The 16,696-nt window shown below is 66.8% G+C and carries 12 protein-coding genes and 1 pseudogene; 8 read left to right on the top strand and 5 right to left on the bottom strand.

Annotation, left to right across the window (positions count from 1 at the left end; translation table 11 throughout):
- Positions 1-99: 99 nt before the first annotated feature.
- The 4 genes from coaBC (at position 100) to AIOL_RS14380 (ending at position 3,336) form a co-directional block, all read left to right on the top strand.
- Complete coding sequence (gene coaBC, locus AIOL_RS14395; RefSeq protein WP_049643618.1) at positions 100-1,299, top strand: bifunctional phosphopantothenoylcysteine decarboxylase/phosphopantothenate--cysteine ligase CoaBC; 1,200 nt, start codon at positions 100-102, stop codon at positions 1,297-1,299.
- A gap of 69 nt (positions 1,300-1,368) precedes the next feature.
- Complete coding sequence (gene dut / locus AIOL_RS14390) at positions 1,369-1,836, top strand: dUTP diphosphatase (RefSeq protein WP_049643617.1); 468 nt, start codon at positions 1,369-1,371, stop codon at positions 1,834-1,836.
- Positions 1,833-2,864 carry a HesA/MoeB/ThiF family protein gene (locus AIOL_RS14385; RefSeq protein ID WP_049643616.1) on the top strand — a complete coding sequence of 344 codons (1,032 nt, stop codon included), beginning with the start codon at positions 1,833-1,835 and terminating at the stop codon, positions 2,862-2,864. Before dut ends, AIOL_RS14385 begins: the two co-directional genes overlap by 4 nt.
- 1 nt (position 2,865) lies before the next feature.
- Positions 2,866-3,336: a GNAT family N-acetyltransferase gene (locus AIOL_RS14380; RefSeq protein ID WP_049643615.1), complete on the top strand. Its 471-nt coding sequence runs from the start codon at positions 2,866-2,868 to the stop codon at positions 3,334-3,336.
- Between the two features lie 32 nt (positions 3,337-3,368).
- On the opposite strand, the gene AIOL_RS14375 is transcribed toward AIOL_RS14380, so the two are convergent.
- The 3 genes from AIOL_RS14375 to AIOL_RS14365 form a co-directional block, all read right to left on the bottom strand.
- Positions 3,369-4,481 (bottom strand): MHYT domain-containing protein, encoded by a 1,113-nt coding sequence (locus tag AIOL_RS14375; protein ID WP_049643614.1) that lies wholly within the window; start codon positions 4,479-4,481, stop codon positions 3,369-3,371.
- An 88-nt stretch (positions 4,482-4,569) separates the two neighbouring features.
- Positions 4,570-6,801, bottom strand: coding sequence for an SEL1-like repeat protein (locus tag AIOL_RS14370; RefSeq protein ID WP_152912537.1), 2,232 nt, complete (start codon positions 6,799-6,801; stop codon positions 4,570-4,572).
- A 127-nt stretch (positions 6,802-6,928) separates the two neighbouring features.
- Positions 6,929-7,726, bottom strand: a complete 798-nt coding sequence (locus AIOL_RS14365) for a phytanoyl-CoA dioxygenase family protein (RefSeq protein WP_049643612.1) — start codon at positions 7,724-7,726, stop codon at positions 6,929-6,931.
- A 430-nt stretch (positions 7,727-8,156) separates the two neighbouring features.
- On the opposite strand from AIOL_RS14365, the gene AIOL_RS14360 reads away from it, so the two are divergent.
- The 4 genes from AIOL_RS14360 (at position 8,157) to AIOL_RS14345 (ending at position 13,071) form a co-directional block, all read left to right on the top strand.
- Positions 8,157-9,422, top strand: a complete 1,266-nt coding sequence (locus tag AIOL_RS14360; RefSeq protein WP_049643611.1) for a glycerate kinase type-2 family protein — start codon at positions 8,157-8,159, stop codon at positions 9,420-9,422.
- A 356-nt stretch (positions 9,423-9,778) separates the two neighbouring features.
- Positions 9,779-10,594: a L,D-transpeptidase gene (locus AIOL_RS14355; protein WP_160314490.1), complete on the top strand. Its 816-nt coding sequence runs from the start codon at positions 9,779-9,781 to the stop codon at positions 10,592-10,594.
- On the top strand, positions 10,591-11,811 hold the full coding sequence (locus tag AIOL_RS14350; RefSeq protein ID WP_049643609.1) for a CapA family protein: 1,221 nt from the start codon (positions 10,591-10,593) through the stop codon (positions 11,809-11,811). The genes AIOL_RS14355 and AIOL_RS14350 overlap by 4 nt, the downstream gene beginning before the upstream one ends.
- Positions 11,812-11,886: 75 nt before the next feature.
- The gene (locus tag AIOL_RS14345; RefSeq protein WP_082152600.1) at positions 11,887-13,071 is read left to right on the top strand and encodes a CapA family protein; all 1,185 of its coding nucleotides are present in this window, start codon (positions 11,887-11,889) and stop codon (positions 13,069-13,071) included.
- 648 nt (positions 13,072-13,719) lie between these two features.
- Here AIOL_RS14345 and AIOL_RS14340 read toward each other — a convergent pair.
- Complete coding sequence (locus AIOL_RS14340; protein WP_049643607.1) at positions 13,720-15,738, bottom strand: M3 family metallopeptidase; 2,019 nt, start codon at positions 15,736-15,738, stop codon at positions 13,720-13,722.
- 588 nt (positions 15,739-16,326) lie between these two features.
- Positions 16,327-16,695, bottom strand: a pseudogene (locus tag AIOL_RS14335) (ABC transporter permease subunit); the annotation flags it as partial.
- Position 16,696: the final 1 nt, after the last annotated feature.

Genomic DNA, 16,696 nt, shown 5'->3' with positions numbered 1-16,696 from the left:
CGCCGGTCACCAAAGGGTTACCCTCGGCGCGATTGCCGCGCGTTTGTGGTTCACACCGCCGCGAGGCCGGACTAAGTTCAACGCCGGAAGGAATGAAGCATGCTTGCAGGCAAACGCGTCCTCTTGATCATCGGCGGCGGGATCGCGGCGTTCAAATCGCTCGACCTCATACGGCGGCTGCGTGAGCGCGGCGCGACCGTGGTGCCGGTGCTGACCCGCGCGGCGGAGCAGTTCGTCACGCCGCTCTCGGCGTCGGCGCTGGCCGCCGAGAAGGTCTATCGCGACCTCTTCGATCTCACCGATGAGGCCGAGATGGGCCATATCGAGCTCTCCCGCGATGCTGACCTTCTGGTGGTGGCACCCGCCACGGCGGATCTGATGGCGAAGATGGCGGGCGGGCATGCCAACGACCTGGCCTCGACGGTCCTGATGGCCACGGATAAGCGCGTGCTGATCGCGCCCGCGATGAATCTGCGCATGTGGCAGAACCCGGCCACGCAGCGCAACCTGTCCGCGCTGCGAGGCGACGGCGTGCTTGTGGTCGGCCCCAACGAGGGCGACATGGCCTGCGGGGAATACGGGCCCGGGCGCATGGCGGAGCCGCTAGAGATCGTCGCCGCGGTCGAGGCCGCCCTGATGGACGGGCCGTTGAAGGGCAAGCATGTGTTGGTCACCTCTGGCCCGACCCATGAGCCGATTGACCCGGTGCGCTATATCGCCAACCGCTCCAGCGGGGCGCAGGGCACGGCGATTGCGCGCGCGCTGGCAGGCCTGGGCGCGCAGGTCACATTCGTCACCGGACCCGCAAGCGTGCCGCCGCCCGAGGGCGTCGCGGTGATCGCGGTGCAGACGGCGCAGCAGATGCTGGAGGCCGTGCAATCGGCGCTTCCGGCCGATGCGGCCATCTTCGCCGCCGCGGTCGCCGACTGGCGCATGGCGGAGGGCGCCGTGCAGAAGATCAAAAAAGAGGTGGGCAAATTGCCCACCCTACGCTTCACCGAGAACCCAGATATCCTCGCCACGGTCAGCCAGATGCAGGCGGGCCGCCCCGGCCTGGTCATTGGCTTCGCCGCCGAGACCGAGAACGTCATCGAGCACGCCACCGCGAAGCGGGCGCGCAAGGGCTGCGACTGGATCGTGGCCAATGACGTCTCGCCCGAGACCGGGATCATGGGCGGGGATGAGAACGCCGTGACCGTGATCGGCGCGGAGGGCGCGGAGGCCTGGCCCCGCATGGGCAAGGACGAGGTGGCGCGCAAGCTGGCCGCGCGGGTGGCCGAGGCCCTGGGTGATGGTTGAACGCGGGCCGCTCCGGGCGGGGGCGGGCTCCGGATTTGCGTATTTGGAACAAGGTGAAGGGGTGGAGCGGTGAGCCAGCCTGTCCTGCGGTTTTGCTATCTAGACGGGGCCGACCGCTCTGTGGCGCTGCCCAGCTACGAGACCGCCGGGGCGGCGGGGGCGGATCTGCGGGCGAATTTCGCAGAGGGCGAGCGCGGCGGGCTGGCCCTGGCGCCGGGCGCCCGCGCGCTGGTGCCCACGGGGCTGCGCATGGAGATCCCGGCGGGGTTTGAGGTTCAGGTCCGCCCGCGCTCGGGGCTGGCGTTAAAGCACGGCATCGCCCTGGTGAACGCGCCCGGCACGATCGACGCCGATTATCGCGGGCCGGTGGGGGTGATCCTGATCAACCACGGCGCCGAGCCCTTTCGCGTCGAGCATGGCGCGCGCATCGCGCAGCTCGTGGTGGCGCCGGTCGTGCAGGCGCGGATCGAGCTGGCCGACGCGGTGTCGCAAACCGCGCGCGGCGAGGGCGGTTTCGGCTCCACGGGGACGGCATGATCTATGTGCTGATCCTGGCGGCGGGGCTGTGGTTCCTGGGCCGCGAGATGAACGTGCCCGCCAAGGCGCGCTGGCTGATGATCGGGCTGCTATACGTCGCGGTCCTGGGGCTGCTGGTGCTGCGCCCGGCGCTGGCCGAGCCGCTGGGCGGCAGCCTTGGGGAGTGGCTGTTGCTGGGCGCGCTGGTGGCGGTTGTCTTGGGCTACCGGCGCGGGCTGGGCGGGCTGCGGGCCCGCGCGCAGGCCAGGGAGGCCGCCGAGGCGCCGCCGCAGACCACCGGCGCCTTCCAAAGCGCCGAGCTGGAGCGCTACGCCCGCCATATCATGCTGCGCGAGATCGGCGGCCCCGGCCAGAAGCGGCTCAAGCAGGCCAAGGTCCTGGTGATCGGGGCAGGGGGGCTGGGCTCGCCGGCCTGCCTCTACCTGGCCGCCGCAGGGGTCGGCACGATCGGCGTGATCGACGACGACGCGGTCGAGAGCACCAACCTGCAGCGCCAGATCGCCCATACCGACGCGCGCATCGGCGTGCCAAAGGTGTTCTCGGCAGAGAGTGCCATGCGGGACGTGAACCCCTTTATCGAGGTGCGGCCCTATCACCGCCGCCTGACAGAAGAGATCGCCGCGGGCCTGGTGGCCGAGTACGATCTTGTGCTGGACGGCACCGACAATTTCGACACGCGATACCTGGCGAACCGGGCCTGCCTAGCGGCGGGCGTGCCGCTGATCTCGGGCGCGCTGACGCAATGGGAGGGGCAGATCAGCGTGTTTGGCGGCGACGGGCCCTGCTATCGCTGCGTCTTCCCTGAAGCGCCCGCGCCGGGGCTGGCGCCGTCCTGCGCCGAGGCGGGGGTGCTGGGGCCGCTGACCGGCGTGGTCGGCTCGATGATGGCGGTCGAGGCCGTGAAGCTCATCGCGGAGGCGGGCGAGCCCTTGCGGGGCCGGATGCTGATCTATGACGCGCTTTACGGCGAGGTTCGGGTGATCAAGCTGTCCAAACGCGCCGATTGCCCGGATTGCGGAGAGGCCTGAGGTGACCGTGCGCCGCGCCGTGGCTGAGGAGACTGACGCCATCGCCGATCTCTGGCACGCAGGATGGCACGACGCCCATGGCGGTCTGGCGCCGCCGGACCAGCTGGCGCAACGGACGCGGGCGTCTTTCCTCCCCCGCATTCCGCCACGGCTTGCCCAAATGCGGGTGACCGGCGCGGTGGGTCGGCCAACGGGTCTGTGCGTTGTCAAAGGCGCCGAGCTGGAGCAGCTTTACGTGGATGCGCGCGCGCGGCGCCAGGGCGTTGCCCGGGAGCTTTGCAAGGATGCTGAGGCACGGATCCGGGAGGCCGGGCACGCCTTGGCCTTTCTCGCTTGCGCGATTGGCAATAGCCGGGCCCGTGCTTTCTACGAGGCGCAAGGCTGGGCGTTGGCAGGCAATAAAGAAGTTCTACTGGAGACTGCGGAGGTGCCGTTTCCGCTCACGGTCTGGCGCTTTGAGAAGCCGCTTTAGGCAGCGCAAAGGATCGCGGATGCGCGCACGCCCTAGGCCCCCAGCGCCAGTTGCACATCCTTAAGGTTCGACCGGCTCACCGGCACATGCGGCAGGTCATCGGCCTCAAAGGTGCAGCGCCCGCTGTCCTTCTTGCGCTCGAACGCGGCCACCTTGGCGGGGTTGATCAGGTAGCTGCGATGCACCTTCAGGAAGCCCTGCGGCAAGAGCCGCTTGGTCGCCTCGGTGATCGGCCAGACGCAGAACAGCCGCTCGCCATCGGTGTAGACCTGCGTGTAATGCCCGTCGGCGCGCACAAAGGCGACATCCGCCGCCGCGATGAACAGCTTGCCGCCGTCGCGCTCGCAGGGGATGCGCATCGGCGGGGTGGCGGGCGCAGCAAGAGGCGGGTCCGCCGCCGCCTCGGCGCCCGCGGCGGGGCCGGTTGCGGGTCGTGGCATCAGATAGGTCACCCCGACCCAGAGGAACGCCCCAAAGAGCACAAAGCTGGACAGGATCACCCCCAGCGCCAGCACCTCGTTGCTCATGATCGGCCCGAACTCGGTAAAGCCCGGCACCTTAACAAAGCGTGTGCCCGCGACGGCGGCGAAATGCACGGCGGCCACGGCCAAGCCGAAGCAGAGCGTGCCCAGCAGGATGTTGCGGTCGCTGCGCTGGCCATAGGCCACGCCGAAGGCCGCCACGCAGAGCCCCATGGCCAGCACGCCAGCCGAGATAAGCCCGCTGGGTGTGTAGACCGCGCGGCACAGCTCCAGCCCGGCCATGCCGATGTAATGCATCGCCAGGATGCCCGCCCCGACCAGCGCCCCCGCCGCCACGATGGTGGCGCGGGTGCGCTCGGTGAAGTGCAGCAGGATAAGCGCCACGCCGACGATCAGAATGCAGACCAGCGCCGAGGCCAGGGTGATCGCGGCGTCATAGTAGAACAGGATCGGCAGCTGCAGCCCCAGCATGGCCACGAAATGCATCGACCAGATGCCGCCGCCAAGGGCGACCGAGGCCAGGGCCACCGCCATCTTGCGCTGGCGCACGGATTTCGACGACAGGTCCTTGGTCAGGTTCAGCCCGGTGAACCCCGCCAGCAGCGCGACGATGACCGACGCGGCTACGAGCCCGGGGTTATGACTAAACTCAAGGAAATCCATGGCGCAAGGATGCGCGACAGGCCCGCGCTTGGCAAGCGCCGTGCAGCGCGCGGCGTGTGGCGCGCGCCCTTGGGTCAAGCGTTGTTGCTTACCCCTGCTGCGGGTCGGCGACCAACGCCTCTGCGAGGTTGCGGATCGCGGTGACCGTGCCCGGCCCTGCGATGCCGTCCGCGCCGCCGCGATAGACGCCCTCCTCGCGCAGCTTTAGCTGGATCAGGCGGATCACGTCGCGGTTCCGGTTGGAGAGCTGCGTGGTCAGGCGATCCGCGGCGGTCTCGTCGCCGCTCTTGAGGGCGGACCAGTAGAGCTCGGCGGCCTTCTCGGGCTCCGGCACCCCGGTGGGGCCGTTCTCGTAGACCTCGGCCAGAAACGACATCGCATGGGTGTAGCCCTGGTTGACCGACTTGGTCAGCCAGGACTCGGCCTGAGCGGAGTTGCTGACCACGCCGGTGCCGGTCAGGTAGTAGTAGCCCACAAAGAACTCGGCCATGGCGTTGCCCTGGTCGGCGATGTTCTGCGCGATCTCAAAGGCCTCCTCTTGGGTGCGCCCAGGCACGAGGCCCTTGGAGTAGAGCACGGTCAGGATCTCTTGGCTCAGCCAGTCGCCCTTGTCGGCGCCGATGGTGGCCAGCTTCTCGGCCTCCAGCAGGTCGATCTCGGTGCCCTCGGGCGGCGCGTAATGGGTGTAGGCGGCCAGGCCGTAGGCGGCGGGCACATCCGCGTTCATGCCGACCTGATAGGCTTGGGTCGCGGCCTCGTAATCGCCCGCGGCCTGCGCGATGCGCCCCAGAACCGTCCGCAGCGCGGGGTCGTCGGGAAAGCTTGCGGCGGCGGTGGTGCAGATCGCCAGGGCCCTTGCCTGGTCGATCTCTTCCAGTTGGCGCGGCCCGCCAAGCTGCGGGACCGCGGCCAGCGCCAGGCAGGGCTGGGCCAGCTCGGCGCGCCTGGTCTCTTCCTCCAGCATGGTCGCGGCGGCGGATTTGCCCTCGCAGATCTCGCAGGTCTCCAGATAGGCGGACAGCAGCTGTATCTCGCGCGCCTCCATGGCGGCGGCGAAGGCGGCGGTCTCGCGCTTATAGGCCTCGTCGGCCTCAATGGAGGCGATCAGCGCGCCCGCCTGGTCGGTATAGGCGCAGTCGACGCAGGTCTCGGTGTAGCTGCGCAGCGCCACCAGGTTGCGGGCCTCGGAGGCCTCGGTAAAGGCCGACGCCTCGGCGTCGCGGGCGCGGGCCTTGGCGTCCAGCACGGCGATGCGCTCCTTGACCTCGGCCTCATAGCTGCACAGCGCGCAGTTCTCCAGATAGATGGCCAGGCGGGCGGGCTCGGCATCGTCCTTGATGCGCTGCCAGATCTCGTCCTCCAGCTTGCTGGAGCGCGCGAACTCCTCCATCTCGCGCAGCCGGTCGGTCAGGGCCTCCTCATTGGGGCAGTAGAGGCAGGAGGCCAGGAATTCCTGCACGCCGTCGCGGTTGTTCGACTTCAGCAGGAACATCGCCTCGAAGGTCTCGTTGTAAAGCTGCGTCTCGACATCGGTGAAGACCGAGCGGCCCTCATAGGCGACGAGCTCCTGCGTGGGGTCGTTGGAGTTCTTCAACAGCACGCTGTAGCGCGGCCCGCAGGCGGCGTCGCGCTGGGTCTGGCGGTTCAGCGCGTTGCTCAGATAGTTCTCGACCTCCTGCGCGGTGGAGATCCCGTTGCCGTCGCCAAAGGGCGCGCGGTCGGCGAGTCCGCTGACCAGGCTGTAATGCAGCGCTTCCTGGGCGCCGCAGGAGGCGCCGCCGTCGCCGCCGATCATCACCACCAGCATGTCAAAGCCAAGGCCGTTCAGCGCCGTTTGCACCTCGCCAATGGCCATGGGAAAGACGTCGTCGGGGTCGGTCACGCGCAGCAGCCCCACGCGGCGATGCTTGGGTTTGAACGCGTCCACAAGCGAGGACACGCGGGTGGCGAAATCGCCAAGCGCGAAGGCCTCTCCGGCCAGCTTCATGGCATAGCCGCCCTCGGCGCTGGCAAGCCCCACATGCGCGACCAGGTAGAACTGCTCGAACTGCGCGTGGGCCTCGCTGGGCTCGGCCACGAAGGTCGAAACCGGGTTGGCGCGCAGGCGCGCGGCGAAGACCGCCTGCTGCGCGGCGTCGGCGGCGGGCAGGCTGTCGACCTCGATCACCGGCAGGTTCTCAGGCAGCGGACCCGGCGCGCCATCCTCGGGGGAGGCGCCGATGAACAGCATCTGCATCTTGGGATCGGCGCGCTCGGCAAGGGCCGGGTGCAGTGTTGAAAATAGGCAGGTGAATACAATCAAAATAAGGCGCGATAGCACGGCAATCTCTCCTGGCGGGCGGGCGCCGCCGTTACTTAAGTTTTCCCCAGGAGCTAGGCTAGCCAAGCGGTCCTGTGGAAATAAACAAAAAAACGCTGCAATTCCGGATTCTTACGGGATTCGTGACCTAACGGTCAAAGATCACGGGGAACCAATCCTCGCGCAGTCGGTCGCCGGACTGCATATTGTGCCCGGGGAAGGGCGGCGACGTAGGGCCGGGCCGCTCGACATAGCGCGCGTCGTCGCCAACGAATCGCACCGAGAAGGCGCGGCGGCGGCTGTCAGAGGTGTTCCCGCGCGCCCCGTGCAGGATGTCATAGCTAAAGGCGACGGCGTCGCCCGGCGCCATCTCCCACTCGCGGATCACCATCCCCTCGGCATCCGGGTCCGGCACCGGCATGTAGGCCTCCGGGTCTGGGTAAAAGTCGTCCTCGTTCAGCCAGCGCGTCGGCAGCACCGGCTTTGGCCAAAGATGCGAGCCCGACACGCAGCGCAGCGTCGCCTGGGTCACCGGGTCCACCGGCGACCAGAAGCTGACCGTCTGCCGCCCGGATACGAAGTAGTATGGCCCGTCCTGGTGCCAGGGCGTGGGCTTGGACGTGCCGGGCTCTTTCACCAGCACATGGTCGTGGAAGATCTGCGACCTGCTGGAGCGCATCAGATCCGCGGCCACCTCTGCGGCGGGCGAACGCCGGATCACGTCCTCGAACTCCGGGATGCGCGTCCAGTTGCAGTAGTCGTCAAAGAAGCGGCCCGCCTGGCCGGGCTTGAGGTTCTCGGCGGCATAGGGCCCGGGCTCGGCCATGTTGCGCTCGATCCCGGCGGCGAGCTGGTCCACATGGGCCGCAAAGAGCCCCTTGATCAGGACCACGCCCTCGGCCTGGAAGGTGTCGATATGGTCTTGGGTGATAAGCGCGTGCGTCATGGCGCGAGTGTTGGGCGATTCTCGCGGTGAGGTCAAAGGGCGGGGCGAAGAAAGGCGGCAATTGGTTTGGAGCGGTCATTAGAAACCCGTCCCGGGCTTGACCCGGGGCCTCCGCCTTGAACCAAGCGCAACCTGGGCAGCGGCCGACCTGGAGGTCGCCTGCGCGGCGGTACTGTGTTGCGAGCGATTTCTGAAAGCGCCTGCGTTCCAATGAGTTGCAACGTTGCAAAAGCGGCCTCCTGGGGGAGGTCGGCCGCTGCCCGAGGCAAGCTCGGGCGGTTGCGCCGCTTGGGTTCCGTGGCATCTGGTGCCGGCATATGTTGCCAGGGCGGTGCGCTTGATGTTCAACGCTCACACCAGCCCAAGACCGAGCTCTCCGATGTACCAAATTCATGTTGCATCCGGGTGCCATCCGGACAGACTGTCCGCCATGATTGACCCCACCAAGAAGGCCCTCTTGGCCGAGCTCTTCGATGCTGCGGTTGCCGCGGCCGATCCCATGGCGATTCTCCCGCAGCACCTGCCGCCGGCCCCAAAGGGGCGGACGGTTGTGATCGGTGCGGGCAAGGGCGCGGCGCAGATGGCGCAGGCGTTCGAGGCGCATTGGCCGGGGGCTTATTCCGGCCTGGTGGTCACCCGCTACGGTTACGGCGCGGCGTGCAAGGAGATCGAGGTGTTGGAGGCCGCGCATCCGGTCCCGGACGCGGCGGGGTTGGCCGCGGCGGAGCGGCTCTTGCAAACGGTCTCAGGCCTTGGCCCGGAGGACCTAGTCGTCGCGCTGATCTGCGGCGGCGGCTCGGCGCTGCTGCCAGCGCCGCCGGACGGGCTGGGGCTGGCGGATGAGGCCGCCTTGAACCAGGCGCTGCTGGCCTCGGGCGCGCCGATCTCGGTGATGAACGCGATCCGCAAGCAGGTGAGCCGGATCAAGGGCGGGCGGCTGGCCGCGGCGGCGTATCCTGCGCAGGTCGTCAGCCTGGTGGTCTCGGACGTGCCGGGCGATGACCCGGCGCAGGTGGCGTCCGGGCCCACGGTGCCGGATGCGGTCACGCCGCAGGAGGCGCTGGCGCTGATCGAGACCTATCGCATCGCGCTGCCCGCGCCGGTCATGACGGCGATCCAGGCCGCCGCGCCGCCGCATCCGCAGGACCCGGTGTTCGCGCGGCTGCAGACGCGGGTGATCGCCTCGGCCAGCCTGTCGCTGGAGGCCGCCTCCACCGCCGCTGAGGCCAAGGGCATCCCGTCGGTGATCCTATCGGACGCGATCGAGGGCGAGGCGCGCGAGATAGGCAAGATGCACGGCGCCATTGCGCGCCAGATCGCCACGCGCGGGCGGCCCTTCAAGGCGCCGATCCTCCTGCTCTCGGGCGGCGAGACAACGGTCAGCCTGGGCCGCGAAGGCGGGCGCGGCGGGCGCAACACCGAGTTCCTTTTGTCCTTCGCGCAGGCCATCGAGGGCGCGGCGGGGATCACCGCGCTGGCGGCGGATAGCGACGGGATCGACGGCTCCGAGGACAATGCGGGCGCGTTTGCCGATGGCGGCAGCGCGGCGCGGCTGCGCAGCACGGGCCGGGATCCGGCGGCGCTCTTGGCGCGGCACGACGCCTGGGGCGCGTTTGACGCCCTGGGGGACCTCTTTGTGCCGGGGCCGACGGGCACGAATGTTAATGACTTCCGAGCGATTTGGATCGAGGGCTAGGGCAGGCAGGCAGGCGTGCGCGCTTGGCGCGCCGATGCTGGTTTGATTGCGGCAAGCGGCTGCGGCGGATTGACCCGGCGGGTAAAATTTTAACGCAAAATTAGAGAGTTGCGAGGAACCTAAAAATGGGTGGGCGCCGGCACGGCGCAACCACGGCGCAACCAGGGCGAAACGCGCAACCCAAATCAGATCCCGCGCGCCCGGGCGCAAAATTACTGGCCAAAGCCGCACGCGGTGATAACCTGGGCGCAGGGATATTATTCTGGATGAAATTGGGAGGCTGGCCAGGCTTCATTGCAGCGCCGCCAGAACTGCGGCGGACCCATGCAAAGAAGCGCACTGGCTTGGAGATAGGGATGGATCTTTTAAGACGTGAATTTCTGTTGGGTTCGGGCGCTGCTGCTCTGCTGCTACCGAACATGGGACGGGCGCTGGATGCCAAGGGCCATGGCATTGGTTACCTTGAGGGCCTGGCCAAGCCCGGCGCGCTCAACCCCAAAGTGGCCTATATCGCGCCCAGCCAGATCGATCCGGCCTATAGCCATGCGGTCTATGTGAATACGTCGACGCGCTCATCGGGCGGGCAGAAGATGTGGGTGCTAGAGCGGCGGGGCGATGGCTGGGGCGTCGCAATCTGGGACGAGAAATACTGGGAGAAGAAGGGCGTGACCGGCGCGCCTGACTATTCCTGGCCGGTGTCAACGGGGCGCCACTATAAGGGCGATAGGCGTTCGGGGCCGACGCCCCTGGGCATCTTCAATGTGGACGAGCGCAAGACGCGGCACCGGCGGGGCTGGGGCAGCCCCGGCATGTATAACTCGATCTATATTGATCTGCATTACGGCAGCGGGCGGATCTCTGGCGTGGCTATGCACGGCACGACCTCCAGCAAGTACCGCCTGCTTGGGCGCGCCGACAGCCATGGCTGCGTGCGGATGCGGCAGGGCAATGCGGATAAGATCTGGGAGATGTTTCACGGCCAGGGGCGCCCGGGCGAGGGCTCGCCTTTGTGGTCCGAGGTGCCGCGCTACTTCACCTCTGAACCCGGTCCGAGCCGCAAGGCGCGCTGGGGCTATGTTCGCGACGGCTCGTTCCTGTACAGCGCCGCAGGTGAGCGGCTGACCAAGCCGGGCTATTCGGCGCTGTTCGTTTTCTTCCGGGATGATACGTGAGGGCACTCGCACAGGGCGTTCTTCTGAGCCTGGCGGCGCTGTTGCCTCTGGGCGCGCTTGCGGGCCCGGTCTGCACGGCGGTGGTGCAGCACAAGGCGCCGCCCTTGAACAGCTGCATCGGTTCGGCGCGGGTGAAGATCGCCGCCGTGGGCGATGTGCTGTTGCATCGCCCGCTGCAGCGGCGCGGCTATTCTGACCCCGACGGGTTTTACGCGATCTGGCGGGCGGTGGCGCCGATCTTTCGGGCCGCCGACATCGCCTATGCCAACCTTGAGGGGCCCGTCGCCCCGGGCGTGACCCGCGGTGGCAATAACACGCGCGATCCGGGGCCGGTGTTTGACGACCGTGTCTATTCGTCCTTCCCGCAGTTCAACTACCATCCGCGGGTGATCACGGACCTGATGCGCGCGGGCGTCAATCTTGTCTCCACGGCGAATAACCACTCGATGGATCGCGGCGTGCTGGGGGCGGACCGCACGATTGACAGCTTGCGGGCGGCCCGGCTGCGGTATTTCGGCACGGTCAAGACCGGCGAGGCCCGCAGCTTTGTCGCCTACACGCCGTCGCGGCTGGGGCGGATCGCGTGGATCGCCTGCAGCTACTCGACCAACGGGCTGCGCGACCCCAACAATCAGGTGCTGATGTGCTTTGAGGACCGCGAGGCGCTTTTGACGCTGGTGGCGCGCAATGCCGGGCGGTCGGATGTGGCGGGCGTGATCGTCACGCCGCATTGGGGGTTTGAGTACCAGCACAGCCCAAACGCGCGGCAGCGCGCCCTGGCGCGCGATCTCGTCGGCGCGGGCGCGACGGCGGTCATCGGCACCCATCCGCATGTGGTGCAGCCCTGGGAATATGTGCGCCGCAGCGACGGTAGCCAGGGCCTGGTGATCTATTCCACCGGTAACTTCGTGTCCGGGCAGGTCTCGCTGTCGCGGCGCACTGGCGGGCTGGCCTGGCTGGAGCTTTGCCGCCCGCGACCGCCTAAAAACCTGGCCTCTGCGCTGCGCTCTAAACTGGTGATTGCCAATTCCGGCTGGGTGCCGGTGATCATGAACCGCACCGCGCTGGGGCCTGAGTTGCAGGCGGTGACCGCGGCGGAGCCCGCCGGCAGCGCGCGCGACGCGCTGCGGCTGGTGACGCGGCATTGGCCGCCCAACGGCATCCGCGTGCGCGTGGCCTGCAATGCCTCAGATGCCACACTTGTGGCGCTTCAATGACTTAGCCCAAGCGAATCGTTTGCAGCCGCGCCCGCGACCCCTAGTCTGGTGGCACTGGGAGAAGGGCGGCAATTTATGCCGAGATGTCTGCAACTAGGCGCGGCGCTGCTTGTCGCGCTGTCAGCCTGTGCTGTGTCCGCGCAGGAAATCGTGCTGACCTTTGGCGGCGACGTGAATTTTGCGCGCTCGCGCGAGACCCCGCTGCCCGACAGGGTGCGCAAATTCGGAACGCACCGCCTGACGGATCTCACCGAGCTTCTGGCGACAGAGTGGGACGGCGATATCAACTTTGTGAATGTCGAAACCGTGGTGGCCGAGCGCGACGGCGCCCGCCAGGGCAAGACCTTTGTTTTCCGCAGCCACCCCGATCAGTTCCGCCACCTCATCCGCCTGGGCGTGAACGCCTTTGGCCTGGCGAATAACCACGCCTTCGATCACGGCCGATCGGGGCTTAGCGCCACGCTTGATTTCTTCGACGGCGAGGACCGCCCCACGCGCCCGCTGCTTTATGCCGGCATCGGTCGCGGCGAGGACGCCTTTGCGCCCAAGATCGCCACCGTGAAGGGGGTGCGGGTGGCGATGTCCTCGCTGAGCTTTGGCAGCGGCAGCTATGCCCCGCGCGAGGATCGCGTCGGCATGGCCTATCTGTTTTCGCGCGGGCATTACGACAAGGTGCTCGCTGGTTTGAAATCTGCGAAGGCTGACCTCAAGATCCTGTCCGTGCATTACGGGACCGAGAACGCCACCTCTTTGAATTCCGGGCAGGCGGCGCTGTTCCGGCGCGCCGTGGACGAGGCCGGGGTGCATCTGGTGCTGGGCCATCACCCGCATGTGGTGCGCGCCGTCGAGGCGATCCCAGAAAAGAGCGCGGCGATCTTCTATTCGCTCGGCAACTTCTTGTTCATCGGCGGCGCGGGCAAGGATGGCGCCGGTCTGGGCAGCGACTATGGCTTGATGGGGAAGGCCTATTTCTCGATCACGGACGGAGCGGCGCATCTGAACGCGTTAGAGGCGGTCCCGCTGAAGGGCGTGCATCTCAAACCGCGGCGCCCCCCCGCATCGCGCGCCGCCGCGACGATACGGCATCTGAACCGGCTGAGCCGAAGCTCGGTGGGGGACCGCGCGGCGGCATTCGCTGTGACGCGCCCCGAGGCGCCGCGCGGCTTGATGTGCTTTGGCGGGCCATACCCGCCGCGCGCCCGCGCACAATACTGCCGGATAGAGCGCAGCCTGGAATGCGATCTGCCAGATCTGATGTAGGACCAGCGCACGGTTGGTTAATTTTGCCCTAACCGAATTGCGTTAAAACCCTTGGCGAAGCGCTTCAACCGCGCGGGATTAGCACCCCGCGCATTCACGACCCTGAGCAGTTTCTTGTTCAACGGCATCGCCTGCCGCCCCGAACGCGATTATGTGTCCAGAGACGCCCATGTGGCGTTCCGGCACTGCAATCGCGGCCTCGTGTCGGCCAAGCGATGCTCTATGACCAGGCGAGCAAGGAACGCTCGTGGCGGCGCCGCCGATCATTCCGCCCTCCAGCGGATCGCAATCAACCTGACCCAGGCCTTCATGCGAAACGTTTTAGTGACAAGGTTTCGACGAGATACGGTGTTCACGCGCCATTGTCGTTTTGAAACACATCGTGATCAGATTAACGAATTCTCAATCTCGGCCCGGGCATGCTGCCTGGGCGGCGGGAGGGTTGCGTTTGAGGATAGGTTAAACCCCCATCCTCCCACCCTTATTATGTGGCGAGTCGCCCTAAGATATTCCTAACGCCTCAAAACCCGCGGGAGCGTCTGCAACATTCACCTTTTTGCGGGTTTGCTGCAATTCCGCGCGCCGAGGAGTGCCCGCAGGCGCGCGAGGAGGCGCTCATTTCACGCGCGCGCCACCCCGCCGGCCCTGCTATGCCGCCAGCCCGCGCCCCTTCAGCAGCGCCTCGACCCCCGGCATTTTGCCACGGAACTTGGTGTAGAGCACATCCGCCTCTTCGGACCCGCCAACGGAGAGAATATGCTGCTCCAGCTTCTTCGCCATCCCGGTGTCAAATGCGCCGCCGGCCTCCTTGAAGGCTTCGAATGCGTCGGCGTCCATCACCTCTGACCACATGTAGCTGTAATAGCCGCTGGAATAGCCATCGCCCGCGAAGACATGTGCGAAATGTGGGCTCGCATGGCGCATGCCGATGGCGTGGGGCAGGCCGATTTCTTGCAAGATCTCCGCTTGGCGCGCCATCGGATCCCCCGGTGCGGCGCCGGTATGGAACCTCAGGTCCACCAGGGCCGAGGCGACATACTCCACCGTCTGAAAGCCCATATCATAGGTCGCCGCGGCCAGCACCTTGTCCAGCATCTCCTTTGGCATCGCCTCGCCGGTCTCCACATGAGTGGCGAACTCTGCCAGCACCTCGGGCACCTCCAGCCAATGCTCGTAGAGCTGGCTCGGCAGTTCCACAAAGTCGCGCGCCACCGAAGTCCCCGAGATCAGCGGATAGGTCACATCGCTCAGCATCTGGTGCAGCGCGTGGCCGAACTCGTGAAACAGCGTGCGCGCATCGCCATAGCCGATCAGCGCGGGCTGCCCCTCGGCGGGCTTGGTGAAGTTGCAGACATTCACCACGATGGGTCGGATGTCGCCCGCCAGTTTTTGTTGGCTGCGCATCGCCGAGCACCAGGCGCCGGAGCGCTTGGAGCCGCGCGCGAAGTAATCCCCCAGAAAGAGCGCGACATGTTCACCGTTGCGCCTGACCTCCCAGGCCCGCACATCCGGGTGATACAACGGCACGTCGGTGGGCGCGAACTCCAACCCAAAGAGCCGGTTGGCGCAGGTAAAAGCCGCCTCGATCATGCGGTCCAGCTGCAGGTAGGGCTTGAGCTCGGCCTCGTCGAAATCATGCTCGGCCTTGCGGCGCTTCTCGGAGTAGTAATGCCAGTCCCAGCGTTCCAGCGCGCCGTTGATGCCATCGGCATGCAGGAGCTTGGTTAGCACCGTGCCGTCGGCCTCTGCGGCGGCACGGGCGGGCGCCCAGACCTGCATCAGCAAGTCCTCCACCGCCTCTGGGGTCTTGGCCATCTCGGTCTCGAGCTTGAAAGCGGCGAAGCTCTCATAGCCCAAGAGCCCGGCACGCTCCTCGCGCAGAGCGAGGATTTCGGCGGCGATGGCGCGGTTGTCGGTCTCGCCGCCATTGGCGCCGCGGGCGGCCCAGGCCTGATAGGCCTTCTCGCGCAGGTCGCGGCGGGGAGAGAATTTGAGGAAGGGTTCCATCAGCGAACGGCTGGTGGTGATCACCGGGCCGTCGGCGCCTTTCTCGGCACCGGTGGCGCGCGCGGCGTCGATCAGGAATTGCGGCAGGCCCTCCAAGTCCGTCTCCGAAAGCACCATGTGCCAGTCCCGCTCATCCGCCAACAGGTTCTGGGTGAACTGCGTGCCCAGCTCGGCCAGGCGGGACTTTATCGCCTTCATGCGCTCTGCCTCTGCGCCGCGCAGCAGCGCACCCTCGCGCACAAAACGCCGCCGGATCAGCATCAGCACCCGCTCTTGCTCGGGCGTCAGCCCAAGCGTCGCGCGCGCCTCCCACAGCGCCTGGATGCGCGCAAAGAGCGCGGCGTTGGAGTAGATCGCCGAGGCATGGGTGGAGAATTTCGGTGCGAACTCCCGCATCAGCGCCTCGCGCGCAGGGTTGCTGTCGGCCCCCGCGACGTTAAAAAACGCCCCGGCGACGCGGTCCAAAAGAGCGCCAGAGCGCTCTATCGCGTCGATCGTGTTGGCGAAACTCGCCGGCTCGGGATACTCGGCAATGGCCTGCGTCTCACGCAGGTCCGCCGCCATTGCCGCATCCAGCGCGGCAGCGAAGTGATCATCCTCGATGGCATCGAACGGGGCGATCTGAAACGGCGTATCCCAATCGGAAAGCAGCGGGTTCATCGGCGGGCTCCTATGTGTTTTGGGTAGCTTAGGCGCGGTCGTGACAGACCGCCAGATGCTTCGCCGTAACTTTAGAATTCGTTAATGCGCAGCGCGCCTAATTATCCCTCTCCCAACCGCCCTTTATTGTTCGGCGATTCGGTTGAGATTTTATGAAGCATCGATCTGGCTGGCCTAGTTTTGACGGAGGGTGCCGGGCGGTGGTTTGTTCATGTGCTTGGGAGGGGGTTTAACCGACTGGCGGTGGTTTTGACCTGGAGCGGGCCTATGACCTTAAGCGCACCGCCCTAACAACGCTCGCCGACACCAGACGCAGCGGGCCTTACATAGAGCGACCGCCCAGCTTGCCTGGGCTGCGGCCGACCTCCCCCAGGAGGCCGCATTTGCAACCGCGCGTCTCGTTGAAACATTTCGGTTTCCAGAGACGTCGACGTTGATTGAACTGATGCGCAAGCGACCTCCAGGTCGGCCGCAGCCCAGGTTGCGCGAGCGTCACCGTAGGGGCCCCGGGTCAAGTCCGGGGCGGGAGGCTAATGCCCGCTCCAGGTCAAAAGCGAAATTCAATCCCATGCGTCCCGAGACCTGTCGCTAGGCCGGATCGTCCTGCCGCAAGCGCCTCTCCAGCCGCCGCAGCGCCAATGACAGCGTCACCGTCATCAGCAGATAGATCAGCGCGACCACGTTATAGGTCTCAAAGTACCGAAAATTCCCCGCTGCCGTCACCTTGCCCAGCTGAGTGATGTCCGTCACCCCCAGCACCGACACCAGAGAGCTGTCCTTCACCATCGCCACGAAGTCATTCCCCAAAGGCGGCAGGATCGTGCGGAAGGCCTGCGGGAACACCACGAGGCGAAACCGTTGCCAGTTCGACAGCCCCAGCGTCTGCGCCGCCTCGATCTGGCCACGGTGGCACGTCTCTTCCCACGACGCTCGGCAAGGCGCAGCGCCCAGGACTTGN

This window comes from Candidatus Rhodobacter oscarellae, from assembly GCF_001078595.1.
GTDB classification, from domain to species: Bacteria; Pseudomonadota; Alphaproteobacteria; order Rhodobacterales; family Rhodobacteraceae; genus Rhodobacter_B; species Rhodobacter_B oscarellae.
This window is presented reverse-complemented; position numbering and strand designations above follow the sequence as displayed.

Bases quoted from the DNA above. Each gene is read 5' to 3' on its own strand.
- coaBC (WP_049643618.1), top strand. From the start codon at position 100: ATGCTTGCAGGCAAACGCGTCCTCTTGATCATCGGCGGCGGGATCGCG.
- AIOL_RS14385 (WP_049643616.1), top strand. From the start codon at position 1,833: ATGATCTATGTGCTGATCCTGGCGGCGGGGCTGTGGTTCCTGGGCCGC.
- AIOL_RS14375 (WP_049643614.1), bottom strand. From the start codon at position 4,481: ATGGATTTCCTTGAGTTTAGTCATAACCCCGGGCTCGTAGCCGCGTCG.
- AIOL_RS14365 (WP_049643612.1), bottom strand. From the start codon at position 7,726: ATGACGCACGCGCTTATCACCCAAGACCATATCGACACCTTCCAGGCC.
- AIOL_RS14360 (WP_049643611.1), top strand. From the start codon at position 8,157: ATGATTGACCCCACCAAGAAGGCCCTCTTGGCCGAGCTCTTCGATGCT.
- AIOL_RS14355 (WP_160314490.1), top strand. From the start codon at position 9,779: ATGGATCTTTTAAGACGTGAATTTCTGTTGGGTTCGGGCGCTGCTGCT.
- AIOL_RS14345 (WP_082152600.1), top strand. From the start codon at position 11,887: ATGCCGAGATGTCTGCAACTAGGCGCGGCGCTGCTTGTCGCGCTGTCA.
- AIOL_RS14340 (WP_049643607.1), bottom strand. From the start codon at position 15,738: ATGAACCCGCTGCTTTCCGATTGGGATACGCCGTTTCAGATCGCCCCG.